This is a genomic window from Ruminococcus sp. YE282, assembly GCA_900101355.1.
GTDB classification, from domain to species: domain Bacteria; phylum Bacillota; class Clostridia; order Oscillospirales; family Acutalibacteraceae; genus Ruminococcoides; species Ruminococcoides bromii_A.
This window is the reverse complement of the sequence record FMUV01000005.1, coordinates 80,777-98,192: the sequence shown is the minus strand read 5'-3', so window position 1 is coordinate 98,192 and position 17,416 is coordinate 80,777. Positions and strand designations below refer to the sequence as shown.

20 protein-coding genes are annotated in these 17,416 nt (G+C 39.6%); all 20 read right to left on the bottom strand.

Annotated elements, in window-relative coordinates; translation table 11 throughout:
* A partial coding sequence (locus tag BLP46_RS03510) for a glycosyl hydrolase family 28-related protein (RefSeq protein WP_207645199.1) occupies window positions 1-1,818 on the bottom strand: 1,818 nt, incomplete at its 3' end.
* Window positions 1,819-1,821: 3 nt separating this feature from the next.
* Window positions 1,822-3,009 (bottom strand): phage tail spike protein, encoded by a 1,188-nt coding sequence (locus tag BLP46_RS03505; RefSeq protein ID WP_092975691.1) that lies wholly within the window; start codon window positions 3,007-3,009, stop codon window positions 1,822-1,824.
* Window positions 3,006-3,776: a hypothetical protein gene (locus BLP46_RS03500; protein WP_092975688.1), complete on the bottom strand. Its 771-nt coding sequence runs from the start codon at window positions 3,774-3,776 to the stop codon at window positions 3,006-3,008. The genes BLP46_RS03505 and BLP46_RS03500 overlap by 4 nt, the downstream gene beginning before the upstream one ends.
* Window positions 3,773-7,891 (bottom strand): phage tail tape measure protein, encoded by a 4,119-nt coding sequence (locus BLP46_RS03495; RefSeq protein WP_092975685.1) that lies wholly within the window; start codon window positions 7,889-7,891, stop codon window positions 3,773-3,775. Before BLP46_RS03495 ends, BLP46_RS03500 begins: the two co-directional genes overlap by 4 nt.
* A complete protein-coding gene (locus BLP46_RS03490) occupies window positions 7,875-8,054 on the bottom strand; it encodes a hypothetical protein (RefSeq protein ID WP_092975682.1) in 180 nt (59 codons plus the stop codon). The genes BLP46_RS03495 and BLP46_RS03490 overlap by 17 nt, the downstream gene beginning before the upstream one ends.
* 62 nt (window positions 8,055-8,116) lie before the next feature.
* Window positions 8,117-8,383: a hypothetical protein gene (locus BLP46_RS03485; RefSeq protein ID WP_143000438.1), complete on the bottom strand. Its 267-nt coding sequence runs from the start codon at window positions 8,381-8,383 to the stop codon at window positions 8,117-8,119.
* Window positions 8,384-8,490: 107 nt separating this feature from the next.
* Window positions 8,491-9,102 (bottom strand): major tail protein, encoded by a 612-nt coding sequence (locus tag BLP46_RS03480; RefSeq protein WP_092975676.1) that lies wholly within the window; start codon window positions 9,100-9,102, stop codon window positions 8,491-8,493.
* Between the two features lie 12 nt (window positions 9,103-9,114).
* Window positions 9,115-9,516, bottom strand: a complete 402-nt coding sequence (locus tag BLP46_RS03475) for an HK97 gp10 family phage protein (RefSeq protein WP_167669164.1) — start codon at window positions 9,514-9,516, stop codon at window positions 9,115-9,117.
* Window positions 9,509-9,841 carry a hypothetical protein gene (locus BLP46_RS03470; protein WP_092975670.1) on the bottom strand — a complete coding sequence of 111 codons (333 nt, stop codon included), beginning with the start codon at window positions 9,839-9,841 and terminating at the stop codon, window positions 9,509-9,511. Before BLP46_RS03470 ends, BLP46_RS03475 begins: the two co-directional genes overlap by 8 nt.
* Window positions 9,834-10,184, bottom strand: a complete 351-nt coding sequence (locus tag BLP46_RS03465) for a hypothetical protein (protein ID WP_092975667.1) — start codon at window positions 10,182-10,184, stop codon at window positions 9,834-9,836. The genes BLP46_RS03470 and BLP46_RS03465 overlap by 8 nt, the downstream gene beginning before the upstream one ends.
* Entirely contained in the window at window positions 10,162-10,479 is a 318-nt protein-coding gene (locus tag BLP46_RS03460; protein ID WP_092975665.1) for a phage head-tail connector protein, read from the bottom strand. Before BLP46_RS03460 ends, BLP46_RS03465 begins: the two co-directional genes overlap by 23 nt.
* 20 nt (window positions 10,480-10,499) lie before the next feature.
* Window positions 10,500-11,729 (bottom strand): phage major capsid protein, encoded by a 1,230-nt coding sequence (locus BLP46_RS03455; protein WP_092975661.1) that lies wholly within the window; start codon window positions 11,727-11,729, stop codon window positions 10,500-10,502.
* Window positions 11,730-11,741: 12 nt separating this feature from the next.
* A complete protein-coding gene (locus BLP46_RS03450) occupies window positions 11,742-12,539 on the bottom strand; it encodes a head maturation protease, ClpP-related (protein ID WP_092975658.1) in 798 nt (265 codons plus the stop codon).
* Window positions 12,539-13,702 (bottom strand): phage portal protein, encoded by a 1,164-nt coding sequence (locus BLP46_RS03445; protein ID WP_092975655.1) that lies wholly within the window; start codon window positions 13,700-13,702, stop codon window positions 12,539-12,541. Before BLP46_RS03445 ends, BLP46_RS03450 begins: the two co-directional genes overlap by 1 nt.
* Before the next feature lie 15 nt (window positions 13,703-13,717).
* Complete coding sequence (locus BLP46_RS03440; RefSeq protein ID WP_092975652.1) at window positions 13,718-15,370, bottom strand: terminase TerL endonuclease subunit; 1,653 nt, start codon at window positions 15,368-15,370, stop codon at window positions 13,718-13,720.
* The gene (locus tag BLP46_RS03435) at window positions 15,357-15,665 is read right to left on the bottom strand and encodes a P27 family phage terminase small subunit (RefSeq protein WP_092975649.1); all 309 of its coding nucleotides are present in this window, start codon (window positions 15,663-15,665) and stop codon (window positions 15,357-15,359) included. The genes BLP46_RS03440 and BLP46_RS03435 overlap by 14 nt, the downstream gene beginning before the upstream one ends.
* The gene (locus tag BLP46_RS03430) at window positions 15,655-16,212 is read right to left on the bottom strand and encodes a hypothetical protein (RefSeq protein ID WP_143000437.1); all 558 of its coding nucleotides are present in this window, start codon (window positions 16,210-16,212) and stop codon (window positions 15,655-15,657) included. Before BLP46_RS03430 ends, BLP46_RS03435 begins: the two co-directional genes overlap by 11 nt.
* A gap of 99 nt (window positions 16,213-16,311) precedes the next feature.
* The gene (locus tag BLP46_RS03425) at window positions 16,312-16,617 is read right to left on the bottom strand and encodes an HNH endonuclease (protein WP_092975643.1); all 306 of its coding nucleotides are present in this window, start codon (window positions 16,615-16,617) and stop codon (window positions 16,312-16,314) included.
* A gap of 62 nt (window positions 16,618-16,679) precedes the next feature.
* On the bottom strand, window positions 16,680-17,027 hold the full coding sequence (locus tag BLP46_RS03420) for a hypothetical protein (RefSeq protein WP_092975640.1): 348 nt from the start codon (window positions 17,025-17,027) through the stop codon (window positions 16,680-16,682).
* Window positions 17,020-17,394 carry a VRR-NUC domain-containing protein gene (locus BLP46_RS03415; protein ID WP_092975637.1) on the bottom strand — a complete coding sequence of 125 codons (375 nt, stop codon included), beginning with the start codon at window positions 17,392-17,394 and terminating at the stop codon, window positions 17,020-17,022. The genes BLP46_RS03420 and BLP46_RS03415 overlap by 8 nt, the downstream gene beginning before the upstream one ends.
* Window positions 17,395-17,416: the final 22 nt, after the last annotated feature.

Genomic DNA, 17,416 nt, shown 5'->3' with positions numbered 1-17,416 from the left:
AGACAAATCTCCGCTGCCCGATTCAACGTTTGCGGCATCGTATTTTTTGCTTAAATCTGCCGAGATTGTAATTTTGCCCTGCTTGTTATCGTCAATTTTTATATTATCGCCCGCTGTCAAAATTCTCTGAAAATGATCGTCGGCCTCTTCGGTAGTATAAACATCTTCTTCGTTGATTTTTTTCGCAAGCTCTGCATCAATTTCAGATTTTGAGTATGTATCAGAAAGTTCAATGACATGAACACTTTCAAACTCACCCTCCGGCTTATAATCAATACTTAATTTGTTATCGTTTTCATCAGTGAGATTATCAAAGTTGCAACTCAACCCCTCGACCGTTTTAAAACTACTTGATGAAATAATAGTGTTCAAACCTACTAATTCTGACTTATATGTTGATTCCTTTTCAAAATAAAATAAAGTTGGAACACCAAAATTTTCTATATTTTTCTTATAAATATCATTATATGCACTCATTCCCCCTACAACTGTCGCACAACCTCGATTATAAAATTTGTATCCAAACTTTGTGCTATCAACTGTACATTGAATAAATGTTGCAGCACCACCCCAAATTATAAACGAAGCTGAACATTGCATTATGTTCTTATTTGAACACCAAGCGTGGCATTTATTAAAATGATTATCTGATGCACCAGTAAGAAAACCATTTTCAAAATCGACAGCGACGCAATCACTAACATACGTATCAGCGCAACCGAGATACAACATTGTTGAATGCAGTCTTTGATCTATTGAAAGCCAGCCTTTTGTAATTAATTTTGATGATAATTCTGATACTCCACTGCGGCAGCCGTGAATATAACTGAATGTCGCCTCATTTCCACCATAAGAACGAATACCGTACAATGCAGGATTTTTGACCATTATGTGTGCATAGTTGGTTTTTCCTTCGTTTTCAATTTTAATAGCGTGCTTGGCTTGACCGCAATTACAATCAACGATTAACTGCTTAAAAGTTCCCATATTATATCTTGCATTTTCGCCAGAAGTGATATTAATTGTGATTAAAGAATTTAAACTCCATTTTCCTTCGATTTCTTGCTCTTTGATTTGTTGATCTTGACTAATAAAATATGATTCCTCACGTTTTGGACAATCATCAACAACTTTGATTGTTGCCCAATTTCCATCGAAGTTTGCGTTAGCTGTGTCGTATCTCAGTGTATTAGAAATAATATAAATTTTGTTGGCTGATAGAGAGATTGCACAATTATTTTTAGAAGCATAATCAAACATCGCCTGAAGTGCTGCTGTATCATCAGTTATTCCATCGCCTTTTGCACCAAATTGTTCAGCAGTTATATAGTTTAAAGAAAGATTATCTAATTTTGCACTAAGATTTTCAAAATTGCCTTTTGCTTTAAAAATATCCTGAATCGTTTCAGCGACCGTGCCTTTTGAATTTTCTGTGACTTGTGCGTTATTTAAAACTGAACTTTTGATACGCACTTTTAATGCGACTGGTAGTGTTAAGATTGTATCTCCATCAATGATTGAAACTTCGATTCCTAATATACCACTTTTTGATTTAATCGAACCGTTGTCAATTGGTATCAATATAGTCGATTTATCAGAATTAATTTCGCAAGAAACAGAATCGTCAATCAAAACATCATCAATTATAAATGCAGCTTTTGCAATTGCACTGTCATTGAAAATAATTTTTTCGCCGCTGCTATAACATTCAACTTCAATAAATCGTACATTTTTATCATTTTCGTGCTCAATTGCAATAACTTTTTGATAGCCGTTTGTATTATTTACATCGATTTTCAGAATTGTGTTGTTTATCATTTTTTACCTCCGCTTTTTTAAAATAAAATCAGCAAGTGAGATAGTTCTTTCACCGACATGCATCTTATTGTATTTTTCTGTTAGTGAATTATATGTCACTTCTGTTATTTGACTTTCAACAAACGTTCCATCACCAAAAACGACTTTTACTTTATCACAGAGTTTCAATTTCTGCATCGACTGTAATTCTTGTTCATTTGTAATATCAAAATTCACAGTTGCAAGTTTATTATGTTTGTTTAAATCAACATAATTTTCTGCTGCTTGTGTTAAATAATCAACAAGCGTCTCATAATTTTCTCCCTGCGGACCGATTGTTGCTTCAGCATATTTGAATTTTGAACTATCCCAGTAATTTTTTATAAATTCGTTTGAATCAATAAATTTTATTTTTTCAAAGCAATTATAAGAATCAACACATTGAACAGGAAAGCCGTGTATTTCAATTGGGTTATCTTCACATACAACATTAGAACTTATTTTCATTTTTTTTACCTCTGCGAATGCAACAACGTGTGTGTAGCAATCACAGTTAGATATTGATTGTGAAAAATCTCCCAAATTATAACCATATCTAATGAATTGATTTGTTGTGTTTCCACGTGCTTTTAATAATTCGATATTAAAATTATTATAATGATATTCTCCGTCAAATATATCAAGCATTCCTCCATCCGTGTTTGACATAAAGTTTCCGAGATTATCACTAAAAAAATTTTGTAAATTTATGCTATTTGAAGATTTTATATCAGATGAAAATTTAAAAGGTGGAACAAAGAAAAGATATTCAGAAATTATCCTATCCATGATTTCTGACGGAGTACCGCAGAGAGTTGTATTTCCATATATATATCCTTTTTTTAAATCTTCTTCGTTCTTATTTCCGAAACCATTTTGATAATATAAGTATTTTATATGATTTGCTTTCACAGTTAGAATATTGTTATTTCTTTCAACGTTATAGATTTCGAAAAATTGTGCTGGATCTTCGTTGTTCGCTTTCGCAAGAATCCACATGTTTGGGACAACTTTTTTAGCTAAATTATCATTAATTGATAAAGTCATCTCTAAAAAGTATTCTCCATTTCTTTCTTCAGTGACACTACACTGCGAACACGTACTAAAGAAACCATATCCATTACCTGTACGTTCAATTCCTGTTTTAGCTCCGTCAAAAAGTCTTGGTATCATAGTCGCCTCCAACGTGGAATAATTGTAATTTGTTTTAATGCCGATTCCGGAGTGCCACCTCCATAAACAGCTTTTATTGTGTTCGAACCACTTTTAAAAATCGGGGGATAATCGAAATTAACTTTAGTATCCAGAGAATTTCCATCGATATCTGTACAATTCCCTGTTTCTCCGTCTATTTTCAAATAATTCCCAACATTGCTTATATCTTTAATTGAGAAGCTTATGTTATTTATGACAAGATTAACGTTACCTGCACCTTGAAAAATTATCAGCGGTAAAGATGAATATTTTTCAGGGTTGTTGATTGAGATTTGCTTATTCAATTCATTAATGATATACGGTTGATTTCCTAAGTCGCTATACCACCAAGGAACTCGATTAAACAGCAACGTTGTTTCGATTAATTTTGCAAAACCACAAGTCTGAATTTCTCCGATGGAAGTGCAAATTGCTTTCGTGAAATATCCAGGAAAAATACTGTCTCGATACTCTTTATATTGTCCGTCTGAATATACAAGCCAGTTTTTTAAAGCCATTACAAGCTGAAACGTGTTTTCAGCTAAAAATACGCTGTGAGGAATCGAATTTATTTCAATTGATTCCTCAACGTTTTTATATCTGAAATTAGAGATAACATCATCTCCATCACACCCAGGCAGCCCTACAAATTCTAACTCAGGTTCGGCGGTTTTGTAAACTGGAAATGACTTTAATGCAAAGCCCTGTTCAAGCAAGCTTTCACCGTTAAAAAATATATCTCTCATAATTTTCCCCACTTCATTTCATTTTGAATTAGCGTGTGTGTGATTTCTTTAGAAATTTGTTGTCCCAACGCTCTACCGTCAATGCTTTTTGAAGACGGCGTTTGCTTAATTTCAACGTTGATTTTCGGGAAAACCGTCAAATTTTTGTTTATTGAAGTTGAATTATTGTTTATTGAATTTTTCGATACTCCAATCATATTTTCAACATTTTTGGCTGCGTCGTTAATGTTAAAATTCGTTGTTTGCAGTGCTTTGTGTGTATTTTTAGCTAAATTTTGAGCACTTTCAATAGCAAGTTTTGATTTTTTATTTATACCTAGTGAAAAGCCCTCAGAAAAATATCCGCCGTCTTCGATAGTAAGCTTAGCCGGACTTGCAATGCCCAAAAATTTACGCAAAGCGTTCCAAGCTGTTGATGCAACAGACTCGGCTGCGCTTACGATAAGCTCAAATGCATTTCCGTTTTTTATACCGTTCACAAAGCCTTGTACAAAATTGTTTCCGTCGTCGAATGCTGAGACCTTGCCTGCGCCGCTTTTGGCTTGATTAGCTGATTCTTCTCCTGCATTGGCAGCGTCTTCATTCCGCCCAAATATGCCGTTTATAAAACTGCTGATGAGATTAAAACCTTTCGCAAACAGCGAAACTTTGCCTGCACCGTCTTTCGCTTGGTTTGCCGCTCCTTCTCCGGCGTTTTCAACGTCCTTGTTTCTTCCGAATATGCCGTCTATAATACTGCCTATCCATGTTGAACCTATCCACGACCATCCGCCGACCTTGGCGGCATTCCGGGTATTGCCAGTGACGATCGTCATAGTTCCGCTCAGCTCGTCTCCTTTTACATTCATGTTGTCGACGGCACTGCTCATATCGTTTTTGACCGCTCCGCTGACATTAATCTTCCCAGCTTCATTGTTTACATCACTGACGGCTTTTTTGGTTTTTTCTTTTTGACTTTTGTTATGTTTATCTGTAATGCCTTCAACTTTTTTCAGTTCTTTCTCTGCGAGGTCAGCAGCCTCTTCGGCGGCAGTCACCTGTAAGATACCAACTCCCGGCACACCGTTTTTATATTGTTCTCTCAAACTTTTTGCATTTTCTCGCAATATTTTTGCGCGCTTTTCGGCAGCTGTATTCGCATTGTCAGATGCTTGCTTTTCAACTTTTGCTGATAGTTTTCCGTTATTTTTTATAAACTTATCATATTCGTTACAAGCGTCATTATAAAGTTTCTCGGCGTTATCGACCATATCTTGATTTACTCCGTCAGCTCCGCTTTTTAGAGCTTCTCTAAGTTCAGATAAATTTTTCCCGAGCTTGTCTTTCTGATTCCTTAATTCATCTTCTGTGCCATTTCCCGCTGTAATAAAATTCTTGTTAAGCGTGTCCAAAGCTTCACTGATTTTGTCTGTGTCTTTCGAAGCGACTGCGGCAGCTAAATCTTCATAATAAGTAATAGTTCGACTGTATTCTGATACAGTGTTTGATAAATTTATATATGTTTCTTTAGAGTCGTCTACCTCGCTTTCAAGATTTTTTATGTCGGTTTGGGTATTAGCCAAATATCCAAATAAACCTGTACGAGCCGTAAAAAAATCGACGGATTGATTTTTAGTAAGACCGTACGCTTTTCGATACCATGCTGTTACTTCATCTTTATCATTAATATCAATATTTTGAGCTTCTGACAAATCATTTTTTCTTTTTTCTAATTTCTCTTGCTTGTCGATCAAATCGTTATATGCTGTTGCTGCATCGATAGTAGCCTGTGTTCGTTTTTGTGTTGCTTCTGTATAACTTGACTCAATTGCAGATAACGCTGCTTCGGCTTCTTTTGCTTTTAGATAGTTTTCGATTTCAGTTTTTAAATTTTGATATGATGTTATGACGCCATCATTATATTCAATTTCAAGTCCAGTTTTCTCTTTCATTACCCCGACGATGAACTCTGCTCGATCCTCGTATCCTTCAAGGACTTTTCCGTTTTTGTCAACAATTTTTCCGAGTTCTTCGTTTAAATCATAATAGTATTGAAATTCCGATGTATTATCCGATAACTTTTGATTTTTTGTGTCCACAAAATCTGTATAAGATTTTTTTAAGTCGTCGATTTTTTCCCGAGCTTTTTCTTGCTTTTCTTTAAGTGCATCTGTTGAGTCCTCTGCATTTTTGTTAGCGTCATAGAGCGTATACAGAACGTTTCCTAACGTTGCAACAGCAGTAATTATTAGCCCAATTGCATTTGTGCTTTGTGCAGCATTTAATGCTGTTTGGGATACTTTTGCAGCATCGGTAGCTGTTTTAAGTGTTCTATACGATTTATATAAGTCGATAACACCATTTACTATATCATTTATCTTTTTAGCACTCCACGCAATTCCTGCTTCACGTGCAATTCCTTGTATTATCGGAATAACCTTATCAAGATTTTTGGATACCCATTCTATTCCGTCTTTTATGTCAGGATAAGCATCTTCAACAAGCGGATTAATGATATCTGTTTGTATAGTTCTACCAAGTGTACTGATGTCATTTCCAACATCGTCATACATGATATCTTTAATTTGATTCATTGAATCAGTAGTTTTATCAGCTTCTCCTTGGACATCCATAAGTGCTTTGACACCGTCGATTCCCAAGTCTTCCCACATTGTTCCGAAAAGGTCAACCCCTGCTTGATTTTGTTTAACCTTATCGTCCATTTCAAATAAAGCTTGCAGTACCTCATCTGTTGCAGATCTGGCACTTTCCCCACCAGCCGAAAATCGGGCTTGTAAATCTTCAATACTGCCTTTTGTGCCCTTTCCCGCCGATTCGAGATTTTGAAGTTTTTCTTTAGCTGCTTCTAAAGAATCAGAATACTCAGCAATTTTGTCAGCGTTTTTTTGCTTAGTTAATTCGCTTGTCGAACTATTAAAATTTTTCTGTTCTTCTTTAGCATAATATAAATTTTTCTCAAGTTTTTTAACTTCGTCCTTAGCTTTTGAAATATCTTCAGCTGATGCCTCTGCGCCGTATCCGAGAAGTGAAAAACCTTCTTGAGTGCTTGTTGCAGTATCCTTTGTTCTGATTCCAAATTCTTTCATTGCATCGCCAAGTTTGTCAATGCTAAAAGTGCCTGCTTTTGAGCCATTTTCAAGTGAATTAAAGAATTGTTCTGCGTTATAACCTAACTGTTTATAGTGCACAGCGTACTCGTTAACTGTGTCAAGTAGATCGCCATTTTTGTTTAGACCTTTTTGTGTGCCCTGGACAATCAAATTAAATGCTTCTTCTCCATTAATGCCAAATTGTTCCATCAGCATGTTTACTGCTCTCAAGGTTTCAGTAAAGTCATATCCAAAAGTGTCCGATAAAGTAAAGAGATTTTCTGTCATCTCTTTTAATTTATTTGCGTCTGTTTCGTTCGTAGTTTGTTTTATTAAAGCAAGAACATTTGCGACTTCTTCTTGACTTTCGCCAAAATTATTTTTATAAATATCTTCAAGTACATCTTTATACTTAATCATTTCATCAGCAGTCAGTCCCGCTTGTGCTTGTAAAGAGTTGAGTGCTGATTTATTAGAATCATATGATTTTACTGCGCCCAGTGCCGCAGTTCCTGCCGCACCAAGTCCGACCCCAATGTCTGTTGCTGTATTTTTAAGCGTGTCTTTCAGCTTTTCTGCTGAGTCTTTCACGCCGTCAACTTCTTTTTTATATTTTGATAAATCTGTATTGTTCGCCGATGTTGCCGTTTCTTCTTGCGCTGTTTTACATTTGTCTAATTGCTTTTCATAGTTTTTGAGCACGCCTTTTGTAGTTTCAATTTCACGCTGATATTTTCTATATTTTTCTGCGCTGATGTCTCCAGTTTTAGCTTGACCTTCAACTTGGTCCTGCACGCTTTTTAAGCGTTTAAGTTCTTCTTTTGTTGCTCCTATTTTTTCTTCAAGTAATTCTTGTTTTTGAGCAAGTAAAACAGTATTTGAAGGGTCAAATTTAAGCTGCTTGTCAACGTCTTTAAGCTCTTTTTGTAAATCTTTTGATTTTTTTACAACGTCGTCTATCGACTTTTTCAAATCAACTGTTTCGCCTCCGATTTCAACCGTGATTCCTTTAATAGTCCCAGCCATATTGACCCTCCAAACTCTGATATTTTTTTATAAAGTCTGTATATTCCGATTCTGATATTTCGCCGTCTTCGTGTCGTTCTTCGACAAGCGGTAGAATTTCTTTGAATTTTAAATACTTTTCTTCGTCTGATTTTTTGTTTGTATCTGAGTTTAACCGCTCCAAACAAAACTCAACTACAAAACCGATTGATAATATGTTGAAATCAGCGACGGTCAAACCGCTTTTTAATGCGATTGACAGAATGTCATAAGCCGACGCATGCCCTTGCGAATTGCCGTCGCTTTCGCTTTTTTTGGGGTATTAAACGAGTTACATACAAGTTCATATGCAGTTTTTGACGCTTGCATAATACCCGATATGCTGAAATCCTTAGTCCATTCATATATATCAGGCAAAGTATCATCCGCTGTTTTTGCTACTGCCCATAAGATTCGAGCGTATACCGACAAAGGAGCATCGTCTGCATCTGTGATTTTTACAATTTCGCTCATATCTTGTAAAAGCCGCCGCCCTTTAAATCTGTCCTCATATATGAGGAGAGTTAGGGCAGAGGCTTTTAATCTTATTGAGCGACCGTCTATTTTGACCGTTCTATCCATTATGAGCCAATAGAGTCGGATGCGGTTTCTGCTCCAAGTGCTTTTGCAATTTCAGCAGCGGACGGTGTTTTGATTGTTGTTGGTAGTGTATCAACATAGAATGTTTGACGAATCAATTTGTTGTCGTCTCGTGGGGTTGCTGTAAATTTGTACGTCGGGAAGTCGGGGTCTGCAACGCTGCCCTCAGCCGTTTTTCCGTTTCGGTTCGGACGTGTTGTGACGATTGCGTTATAATAGACATCTACTTCGTACTTAGTTGCTGCGTTGTATCGCTCTTGTGCAATGACAAGCGCCATCCTTGGCAGTTCTTTTCCGTCGTCAATTTCGATGACCGAACCATCCTCCATGATTCCGCAGCCGAGCCACGCTTTTTCAACTTTGTCTATAATGGCAAGCGTTTCAACGTCTATCTCGTATCCCGAGTTTTTGTTCATTGATACGGCGACAACACCATCCGCATAAATGTCTTTACTGTCGCCCTTTGGCGATGCGGTTACTTTTCGTCCACCAGCTGTTTTTGTTTCCAAGTACGTTACAGGATCGTATTTGTACGATTCTTCAGCGGTTGAAGTTATCAGCGCATAGCCGATCTTTGCTATTGTTTTATTCATACATATATCTCCTTATAATAATTTTATTATTTCTTCTTGAATATTCTTAACGTATGATTTTTGTATTTCTTCGAACGACGGTGCAATGTGCTTGTAAGCTTTTACTTTTCCAATCGCTCTGCCGCCTCGGCGCAGGGCGTGCCCATTCTCAAGCAGATGCGTCAACGGGTACTCCTTATTCGAATAAACAGTCTTAGAGTATCTGAATGACGTGTCTTCAGTGAGTTTTATACGCCAACTACGACTATATTTTTGAGTCCTTTTTGGCGCAGAAGACTGTATAAGTGTCTTTAGCTCTTTTGCAGCTTTATCAGTTTGGGTCACAACAACGTCCTGCACATTAGCAGCATATTCAGTTAAAATTTCTTTTATTGCTGAATCGACTTTGGCGGTGCTGATTGTAAGTTCAGTCAAACTCAATCATCTCCGCTTCGTAGATTGTGCAGTAAAATTTTTCCTCGGTAATCCATGTTCGCCTTGTCTTTTTTGCCGGGATTTCATTGTCAGCTAACCATTTTTCAAAAGCTCTTTCAGATTTTTCGTCAGCTTTCGCTGTGTAAAGCTCAATCATTACTGTCACGATAGTTTCAATGAGTTGGCTGTCGGCATAAATCCCCCGCTCTTCCGCTCTAAAATAAGCCGCAAACGGAGGATTCACCGATTTACTGTATTCGGCTTCTTTGCATGGGATTTTCGAGGATTGTGCAAGTTCTTTAAATTTTGCAAAGTTTTTAATCATTGTCAGCCGCTCCCTCATATAAGCCACGCTGTGACAAGCTAAGCTCCGTTGTCGGAGGATTTGTGCTTGTGTTGGTTGAGATTTGCTCAATTTTGTAGCGGGTTTTGTCAATAACCGCCGCAAATGCAGTCGTAATACAGTCGTTACGGTGGATTGCAATAAGCTTTGACAACTCAATATCGTTTGAGCGTGCGGCATAATAACGATTTACGCCAATTTTTTTTGCGTGAAAACGGCTTTGAAGTTGTGTGTTTGATATGATTTCGTCGTTTTCATCCGTTTCGTAAAAATCGACTACGCCGTCGTTAAACGCCATAAACTCAATCGGTGTCTTGATTCTCATTGCAAATTGTTCTCCTCTTGTATTCGGTGACTTCGTATTCCTGCCGCAAGGCTAAAATTTCATCCTGCCAGTCGGTGTCAAACGCCTCTGTAGCGTTGCTATACGCATATCGGCAGTAAGCAAACAGTAACGTCCTTGCCCTTGTAGGGGCTTCAAAATTTGCCGCCGTAAGCAGCGGGTTGAAAGATGTGAGGTGCTGCTTGCCGTTGGCAATTATAATATTAAGTTTGTTATCCTCACTCGTCGAGTTAGGATTGATGTCAAGCATCGTTTTTACGTCGTCCAACAGTGTCATTTTTGCACCTCACTACTCTTTTAGCTGCCTGTTTTGCCGCTGTCTGTGCCACCGGTTGTTGAGGTGGTTGTTGAGCCGCCCTCCTGCTCAACAGTCACACGGAGCTTGAGCGCCTCAAGCTTGCTGATGTCGAGCTTAACAAATGCGGTGTTGTCCTTTGGACGGCCTGTACCGTGCAGCTTTGTTACGTAGACACGATTGTCCTCCAAAAATTGAGCGTCATCGCTGTATGTAATATCGCCGCTCTTGTTGCCGCCTGCAATGCAAGCAAGGTACTTTTTAGGCAAGCCGATAATAGCCTCGCCCTCCGACAACGCCTCCGTCTGATAAACGGCTGTCGGAAATGGAAATACACCGTTGATGTATGTACCGTTTGTTGCAAGCACCGTCGTTGCCGGGCAGATTTTGAGCAAATAATCTTTTGGATTGCAAATGAGCGCAACCTCGTTAATAGTCCTGTATGTGCCGTCACCGTTATCGGCAAGCTTTGCGACAATCTCGCAGTATTTGTCAACTGCAAAAGACGTCATTTTAACGGCGGTCTTGTCGGGATAAACGCCCTGTACGACCGAGCCGTTAAGGTCCTTGAGCATACCGATAGGCTCGTTTTTGCCAGTGCCTTTTACGATACCTTTTTCAAGTTCGCACGCAATAGCTTCGGCAAGCAGCGCTCTGATATAACTGTCAAGGTACTGTGCGCCGAGCTTGAGCATATCCTTGGGCACGGGGATAAACGCCGAGAGCTTGCAGGCGGAGAAATCAACGGAATGAAACGCCTTTGTGATCTCTTTTGTAATCTCACTGTTAAGTGCGCCCCAAGCGGCAAGCGGCATACTGCCATCGGCATAAATCCACTTGAGTGCACCGCTTGTGTTTTGGAAATCAATGGCATTAAGTAATGGGTGCTCTCTTGTAATATCCTCCATAACCGTATCAATTACGGTTGTCGGGATTGTCAAGGCGGCGTCCGTGAGTGCCTGTTTTGGATTTGCTGAGCTGAGAGCTTTTGCAAGTCCGTCATAATATGCCTTTTCCTCCTCGGTCAGCTGGCGGATTCCGCGAGCTGAGAGAATAGCACTGTCGTTTGTCTGCGCGTATTCCTGCGCTGTTTCGATGAGCATCGACTGCAAGCTGTTTGAGTATTCTTCAAAGCACTGCATTACGCCGTCAACGTCCTTTTTGTCAACAGCCTTTTGAAAGTTTGCGGCAAAAGTCTTTTTCTGTTCTGCCAAAATGTCTTTGTTCTTCATTTTTTGCTCCTTTTAAATAAATATCTTTGTAAATGCTTCTTTTAAATTTTCGATAAAGTCATTTTCGCCGTCGCTTCCGTTAGTTTTTGTCTGATGTGCAGGTGGTTCCGGAGGTGATGAAGGCTTCTTTTCGATTGTAGGTTGCTTGAGCTGCTCATATGCTTGCTTTGCATACGGATTTTTAAGCTGTTTTGCTTGCTCAATGACCTCAAGCGCAGAAGCTGTGTCAACCGGGGTTGTGATTTCGTCGCAAAAACCAAGTTCAAAAGCTTTTTCGGCAGTCATAAATGTTTCGGCATCAAGCATTTCAGTCAACTGCACTTTGTCAATTTTGCCTGCGGTTTTAACAAGATAGGTGTTGCAGCTTGCCTCGTTCATTACGTCGAGGTCATCTGCCGCCTTTCTGAGTTCGGCGGCGTTGCCGTATGCGCCCATAATTGCGTTATGTATCATCATAACGGTGTTTGACGGCATTATGACCTTGTCACCCGCCATAGCTATTACAGAGGCTACGCTGTACGCAAATGCGTCTACATAGACCGTGATAGGCACGTTCTGACGTTTGAGGATATTATATATTGCGTTTCCCTCGGCGACTGAGCCGCCGCAGGAGTTTATATACACGTTAATTGCGTTAATTTCTCCCGCTTCGTCGATTGATTTGCGGATGTAGTTCGCCGATGTCTTACTTTCAACAATTTTGCCGCTCCACACATCGTAATAATCCGCCATAATTTCGCCGTAGAGATAGAGCTCAAGCGTTTTTGCTTCGCCAATTTGTTTGACGTTGTAATTTTTTATTGTCAGCATTAGTCATCACCCCCTCTCAATGCAACCTCGGCGGTTTGATAATTTTTAGTCATCCAGTATTTATTCGCCCAATCCTCGGAGCAAGGCAGCATATTGCAATACCGCTGAGCCTTTGCAGGTGTCAGTGTGCCGCTTGCAATAGCCTTGTCAAGGTTGTTAGCCTGGCTTATAGCGTCTATATGCCTTACCGTAGTTGTATCAATGAGCATATAGTTGCCTTTGACATACTCACTTGCGCCGTATTTGGCATTTGTAATGGCTTGCTCAAGCATATTGGCAATCGGATCAACCGCATTGCCGATAAAAGCGTCCATACAGTCGCTCAATTGCGAGGCTGTGCCGGCTATGAGTGCCGGAGGGACGTGCAGAGTATTGCCGACGTTTGCAAATATCTCACTTTTGAGTTTTTCAATATCGTTTATTTCTGAGTTTGTTGATTTTTGAGCATCGGTAGACGGTTCGGAATAATCATAGCCGTCAAACAACGGCAACACCGCATTTTTGGCTTCAAAATACGTCCTAAAGCGGTCGTTCATCAGTGCTGAGAATTTTTCCTGGAAATCTGTGTCGTTCGTTACCATATTTGAGATTTTTAAAATACCTTTGTGACCGACAGACTTGTTATATCTGTCAGAGGCAGATGTCATAAGTTCTTCATATGTCACAGCCATATTTTGTAACAAGTTTTGAACTGCAAAATTATTATATTTGAGATATATAACCTCGCTGCTCGTGTACGTCTTGTTAAAGTTGTATCCGAACGCAGATATATTGCTAAATTTATCATCAAAAACCGCATACTTAGTTTTGCTAAAGCCGTCAGCGACAAACATTTGTCCATCGGCGGTTTCAAAAATTAATGCTTCGTTTCGCAAAATTAGCGACGAAACAAATTTTGTGATAAATTCAATTTTGGTTTCGTGGCGGTTTGGGCGGTAATTCCAGGCATAATACTCCGCCCCGTGATATTCTTTGCCGCTCTTGACGGTGACAAAATCACTTTTGGCTATACTGCGGGCGATTAAATTTATCGTCGTGTAGAGCGCAAGCTCGGTAATATTAAATTCGTTTGCCTGATGTGAGTAGTACCGCTCTATGTCCTCGAGAGTTATTGCGTTTTTTTTGCTGCCAAACCTCGACCGCAAATAATCTATCAACTTCATTTTTTCACCGTCTTTTTAAAATGTGTAAACTTTCATCATTTTCTGCACTTTCTGCGGCGCAGGCTGATTTTTTAACAATATTTCGTCCTGTGTGTACGATGCCGCAAATGCAAAAAATCCGTCTGTTTTACGGCTCTTTGGCTCAATTTTGGCATAAATCATATTGCCGTGTTTATCAAATATCACCTTAGTGTTGTTTGTATACCAGCGCATTAATGAGTTGTTACCCCAAATAATACGTTGATTCGCAAAGTCAGAGGATATTTTTGGTGCGACTTTCATCAGATCCGACGGTCTGACAAGCTTAAGATTGTTGTTGCCGCTCTTGTCACAATCAAAGCCGATGCTCTCCAAAGGTTTTTTTAACAGCGTATAGCGGTAATTATCCAATGCGCCGCCGACAATTTTATACTTTGTTTTTTGCTCGGCGAGCCATTCAACCGGGATTTCCGGAGGAATTTCCACTCCCGGTACCATTGTCAGCAAGCCTTTTTCTGCCGCCTCAGCTACGGGATATTTAATCCTTGACAAGTCTCGGCAATTTTCGCACACCCAAGTGTGTGTTATCCAATAAATTTTGTCGTCAAAAATAAATTTCAAACCGACGCCTAGGAAGTCTGTAGTTTTGGTGTAATCGAGTCCAAAAACGCAGGCTTTTCCGCTGAGGTCGGGCACTTCTTTTTTTGTTGCCAAGATGTTTTCCCAGTCAGTAACGGGCACTTCGGTTGTTCCCTGTGGGATGTTCATTCTTTTTGTCATAAATGCATTATTTCCGAGCTTATCACGCTTCCAATCGTGATACTCTTTTTTGATTTCGCGCTGCAGCTCGGGAAAATATTGCAATGAGGGGTTAGCTTTGTACCAATTTTCCGGATCGTCAACCTCTTTTTTGTCGTCAAGACGGCAAATAAAAGCCAGTAAACCGTTATCGGCAAGCTTAAATTGCAAGATGTCGAGAGCGTCCTCAAGCTCGTTATCAAGCGGGCCGTCTCTGACGTCTCCCATTGTAGTAATTGACGTTGTTCTCGGCATTGGTTTTTTACCAAAGCCCGTTTTAAACACGTTGATCATCTTGTAATCTTCGTACGCGTGTTTTTCGTCAAAGTCGACTTTGCCGGGACGTCCGCCGTCTTTGGTCTTGCTGTTCGACGTCCTGTATCTTAGACGTGAGCGTGTTTTTAAATTTATGATTTCGGTTTTGGTCCAGCGGAAATGTTTCTGCATCTTTTTGCTGTTCCGCTCCAACGTTTCATAAATGTCTACAAACGTTGTTTGCGCCTGTTCCTCCGACGTTGCACAAATGTCAATGTCGTAGTTTTTAATGCCGTTTGCCGGGGTAAGCAATGCAAAGTCCTCAAATGCCAAATAGCCGTTTTTGCCTGCGCCTCGACCTACTAAAATCAGCAAATCGGGAAAACGCAAAACTCCGGGGCTTATGTAGGTGCAATTATGTAGTGCAAAGCAAAATTTTTCCCAAGGGAAAAGCTCGTACTCAAAATATTTTTGCAATGCAAAGTATTTTTCAAGCTGTTCTTCATCAACGTAAATCCGCTCTTTATCAAAAATTTTTTCGACAAAATCGCAAAGCTGTATTTGCTCTTTACAAACGGCATATTTGCCGCTCCTGACAAGATTGATATAGTCGTCAATGGCTTTACAATTCGTCATCAATATCGCTTTCGCAATTTTTTGTTGACAAATCGAGCTTGTCAAGTATCAAAAGCATATGCCGCTCTACGTTCATCAGCTCTTTGGTGGAGGGGTTATTTTTTTGGATTTTAACGCCAACCGACGAAAAATCTTCATAAACGACGCCCCGCTTTTTGATGTCACGGATAAGCTTGTTTTTTATGTCCCAAAGTTTTCCATAGTCTTCCACAAGATCATCAAAAGCGGCGACAGATACGCCACGTTCTTCAAGCTGACTTCGCAGGCTTTCGAGCACTTCTTTTTTATTTGCCATTCGCAACACCTTCTAAAAAATACTTTTTGTAAAATTCGTACAGTTCTTCGTTTTTTTCAAAGCTAAACTGTTCGCAATTCGGATTTTCGTTGAGATTTGAGCTTGTCTCAATCACAAATTTGCCTTTGTCTGTGTCAAACAGCAAAATCTTTGAGTGATTGTTTTTTACAATGACCTGCCAGCCGTTTTTTGGGGACACCGCAAACAAATCATCGTAGTATTTATACGATTTACCGAGGTCGCTGTCGTTTTTCATTACGCTTCCGACGATAAAAATAACATTGCCGAGCCGTCCTTGCTCTTTGAGTACGTCAAGCACCTGCAAATGTTTTCTGCCGACTCTGAGCGTTGACACAATCAAAGAGTCAATTTTGGTTCTGTCGGCTATAAATTTTACAAAGCCGATTGAGCTAAAGCCGCCGTTTGATACATATTTCCTGACCTCGTTTGTCGGTAATTCTTTGTCCAGCGTTTCAATTTTGGCTTTTTCGGCGATGATATGAAATCTATAACGCTTTTTGTTCAATTTTATGATTTCATTTTCCATAAAAATTTCCTCACGCACGTGCGAGGGCGAATTGTCGAGCCTTACTCCGTTCTCCTTTGGGGCATTTTTTTTTCGATTTTTCACCCGGGGGGTGAATTCTTACCAACGCTCCTCGTTCAGCTGTTCTCGTTTGTGATGTTCGTCATAATGACAATCAGCACACAAACACTCTAAATTATCATAGTCCAAAGCTAACTCAGGATACTTTTTAAGATATTTCTTGTGATGTACGGCTTCACAAGGAGAGTGTCGCCCTTGCTCGCGACAACGCTCACACTCGTTGTGTTCTGCTTTGCGTTTTCGTCGTGCGAGTTCACACCACGTTTTTGTTTTATAAAATTGTGATATATCTCCGCTCTCAACAAGATCTTTTATCCAATCGAGAGTTACTCTTTTGTTTGTCATATTATTATTTTACAGCAAAAAGCAGTGCTACTACTGTCATTCTGAATCAGAATAATAGCCGTTTAAAGAATAATATTAAGTCCTCGATTTCGTGCACATATCCAGCGCGCAAACTTGAGCAAACGGTACACAGTCGATTCATCACAATGATTGATTAATGCAAATTTTGTTATACGCTTGCTTATTTCACCTTTATGCAGCCCCGCACTCGGGTTGTAGAAATAAATATATCTTACTGCTTTGTTACAATCATCATCAAGACTTGCCATCGTTGATGCAACGGCAAGCAAGTCAAGACGTTCGGCGGCAGTCAACTGCATTAACTCGATTTGTTCTACGCTCGGTTCGCCGCTTTGAGCATATAACCTGAATGCTGCCACAACATAATCTCTACAATTATCTTTACGCATTTTTCTCCCCCTTTGAAATTGCTAAATACTTTTCAAGCACATGCTTTGCCTGCTCCCAGCCGTAGCATATCGCAACCGCATAGCCTTGCGCTTGCAGTCTATTCAACCACTCCCTTTGATTTTCAGTTACAGTGTTCGTACCGTATTTAAGTTCTATGTACAATCCATGGTAATTGCCACGTGCAACGGGCAGGCATAAGTCAGGCACACCTGCTCTTACGCCTTGGCGTTTGAGGTTTGCCGCCTCACGCTTGTTGCGATAACCTCCGTTCGGTATGTGGTAGAGCATATCAAGCTCAGGTATTGCCGCTCTTGCAAAAGTTATCCAGTTAAATAGCTTTGTTTGTTCTATCGCTTCGTGTTGCATTTTTCCTCCTAACAAAATTCGT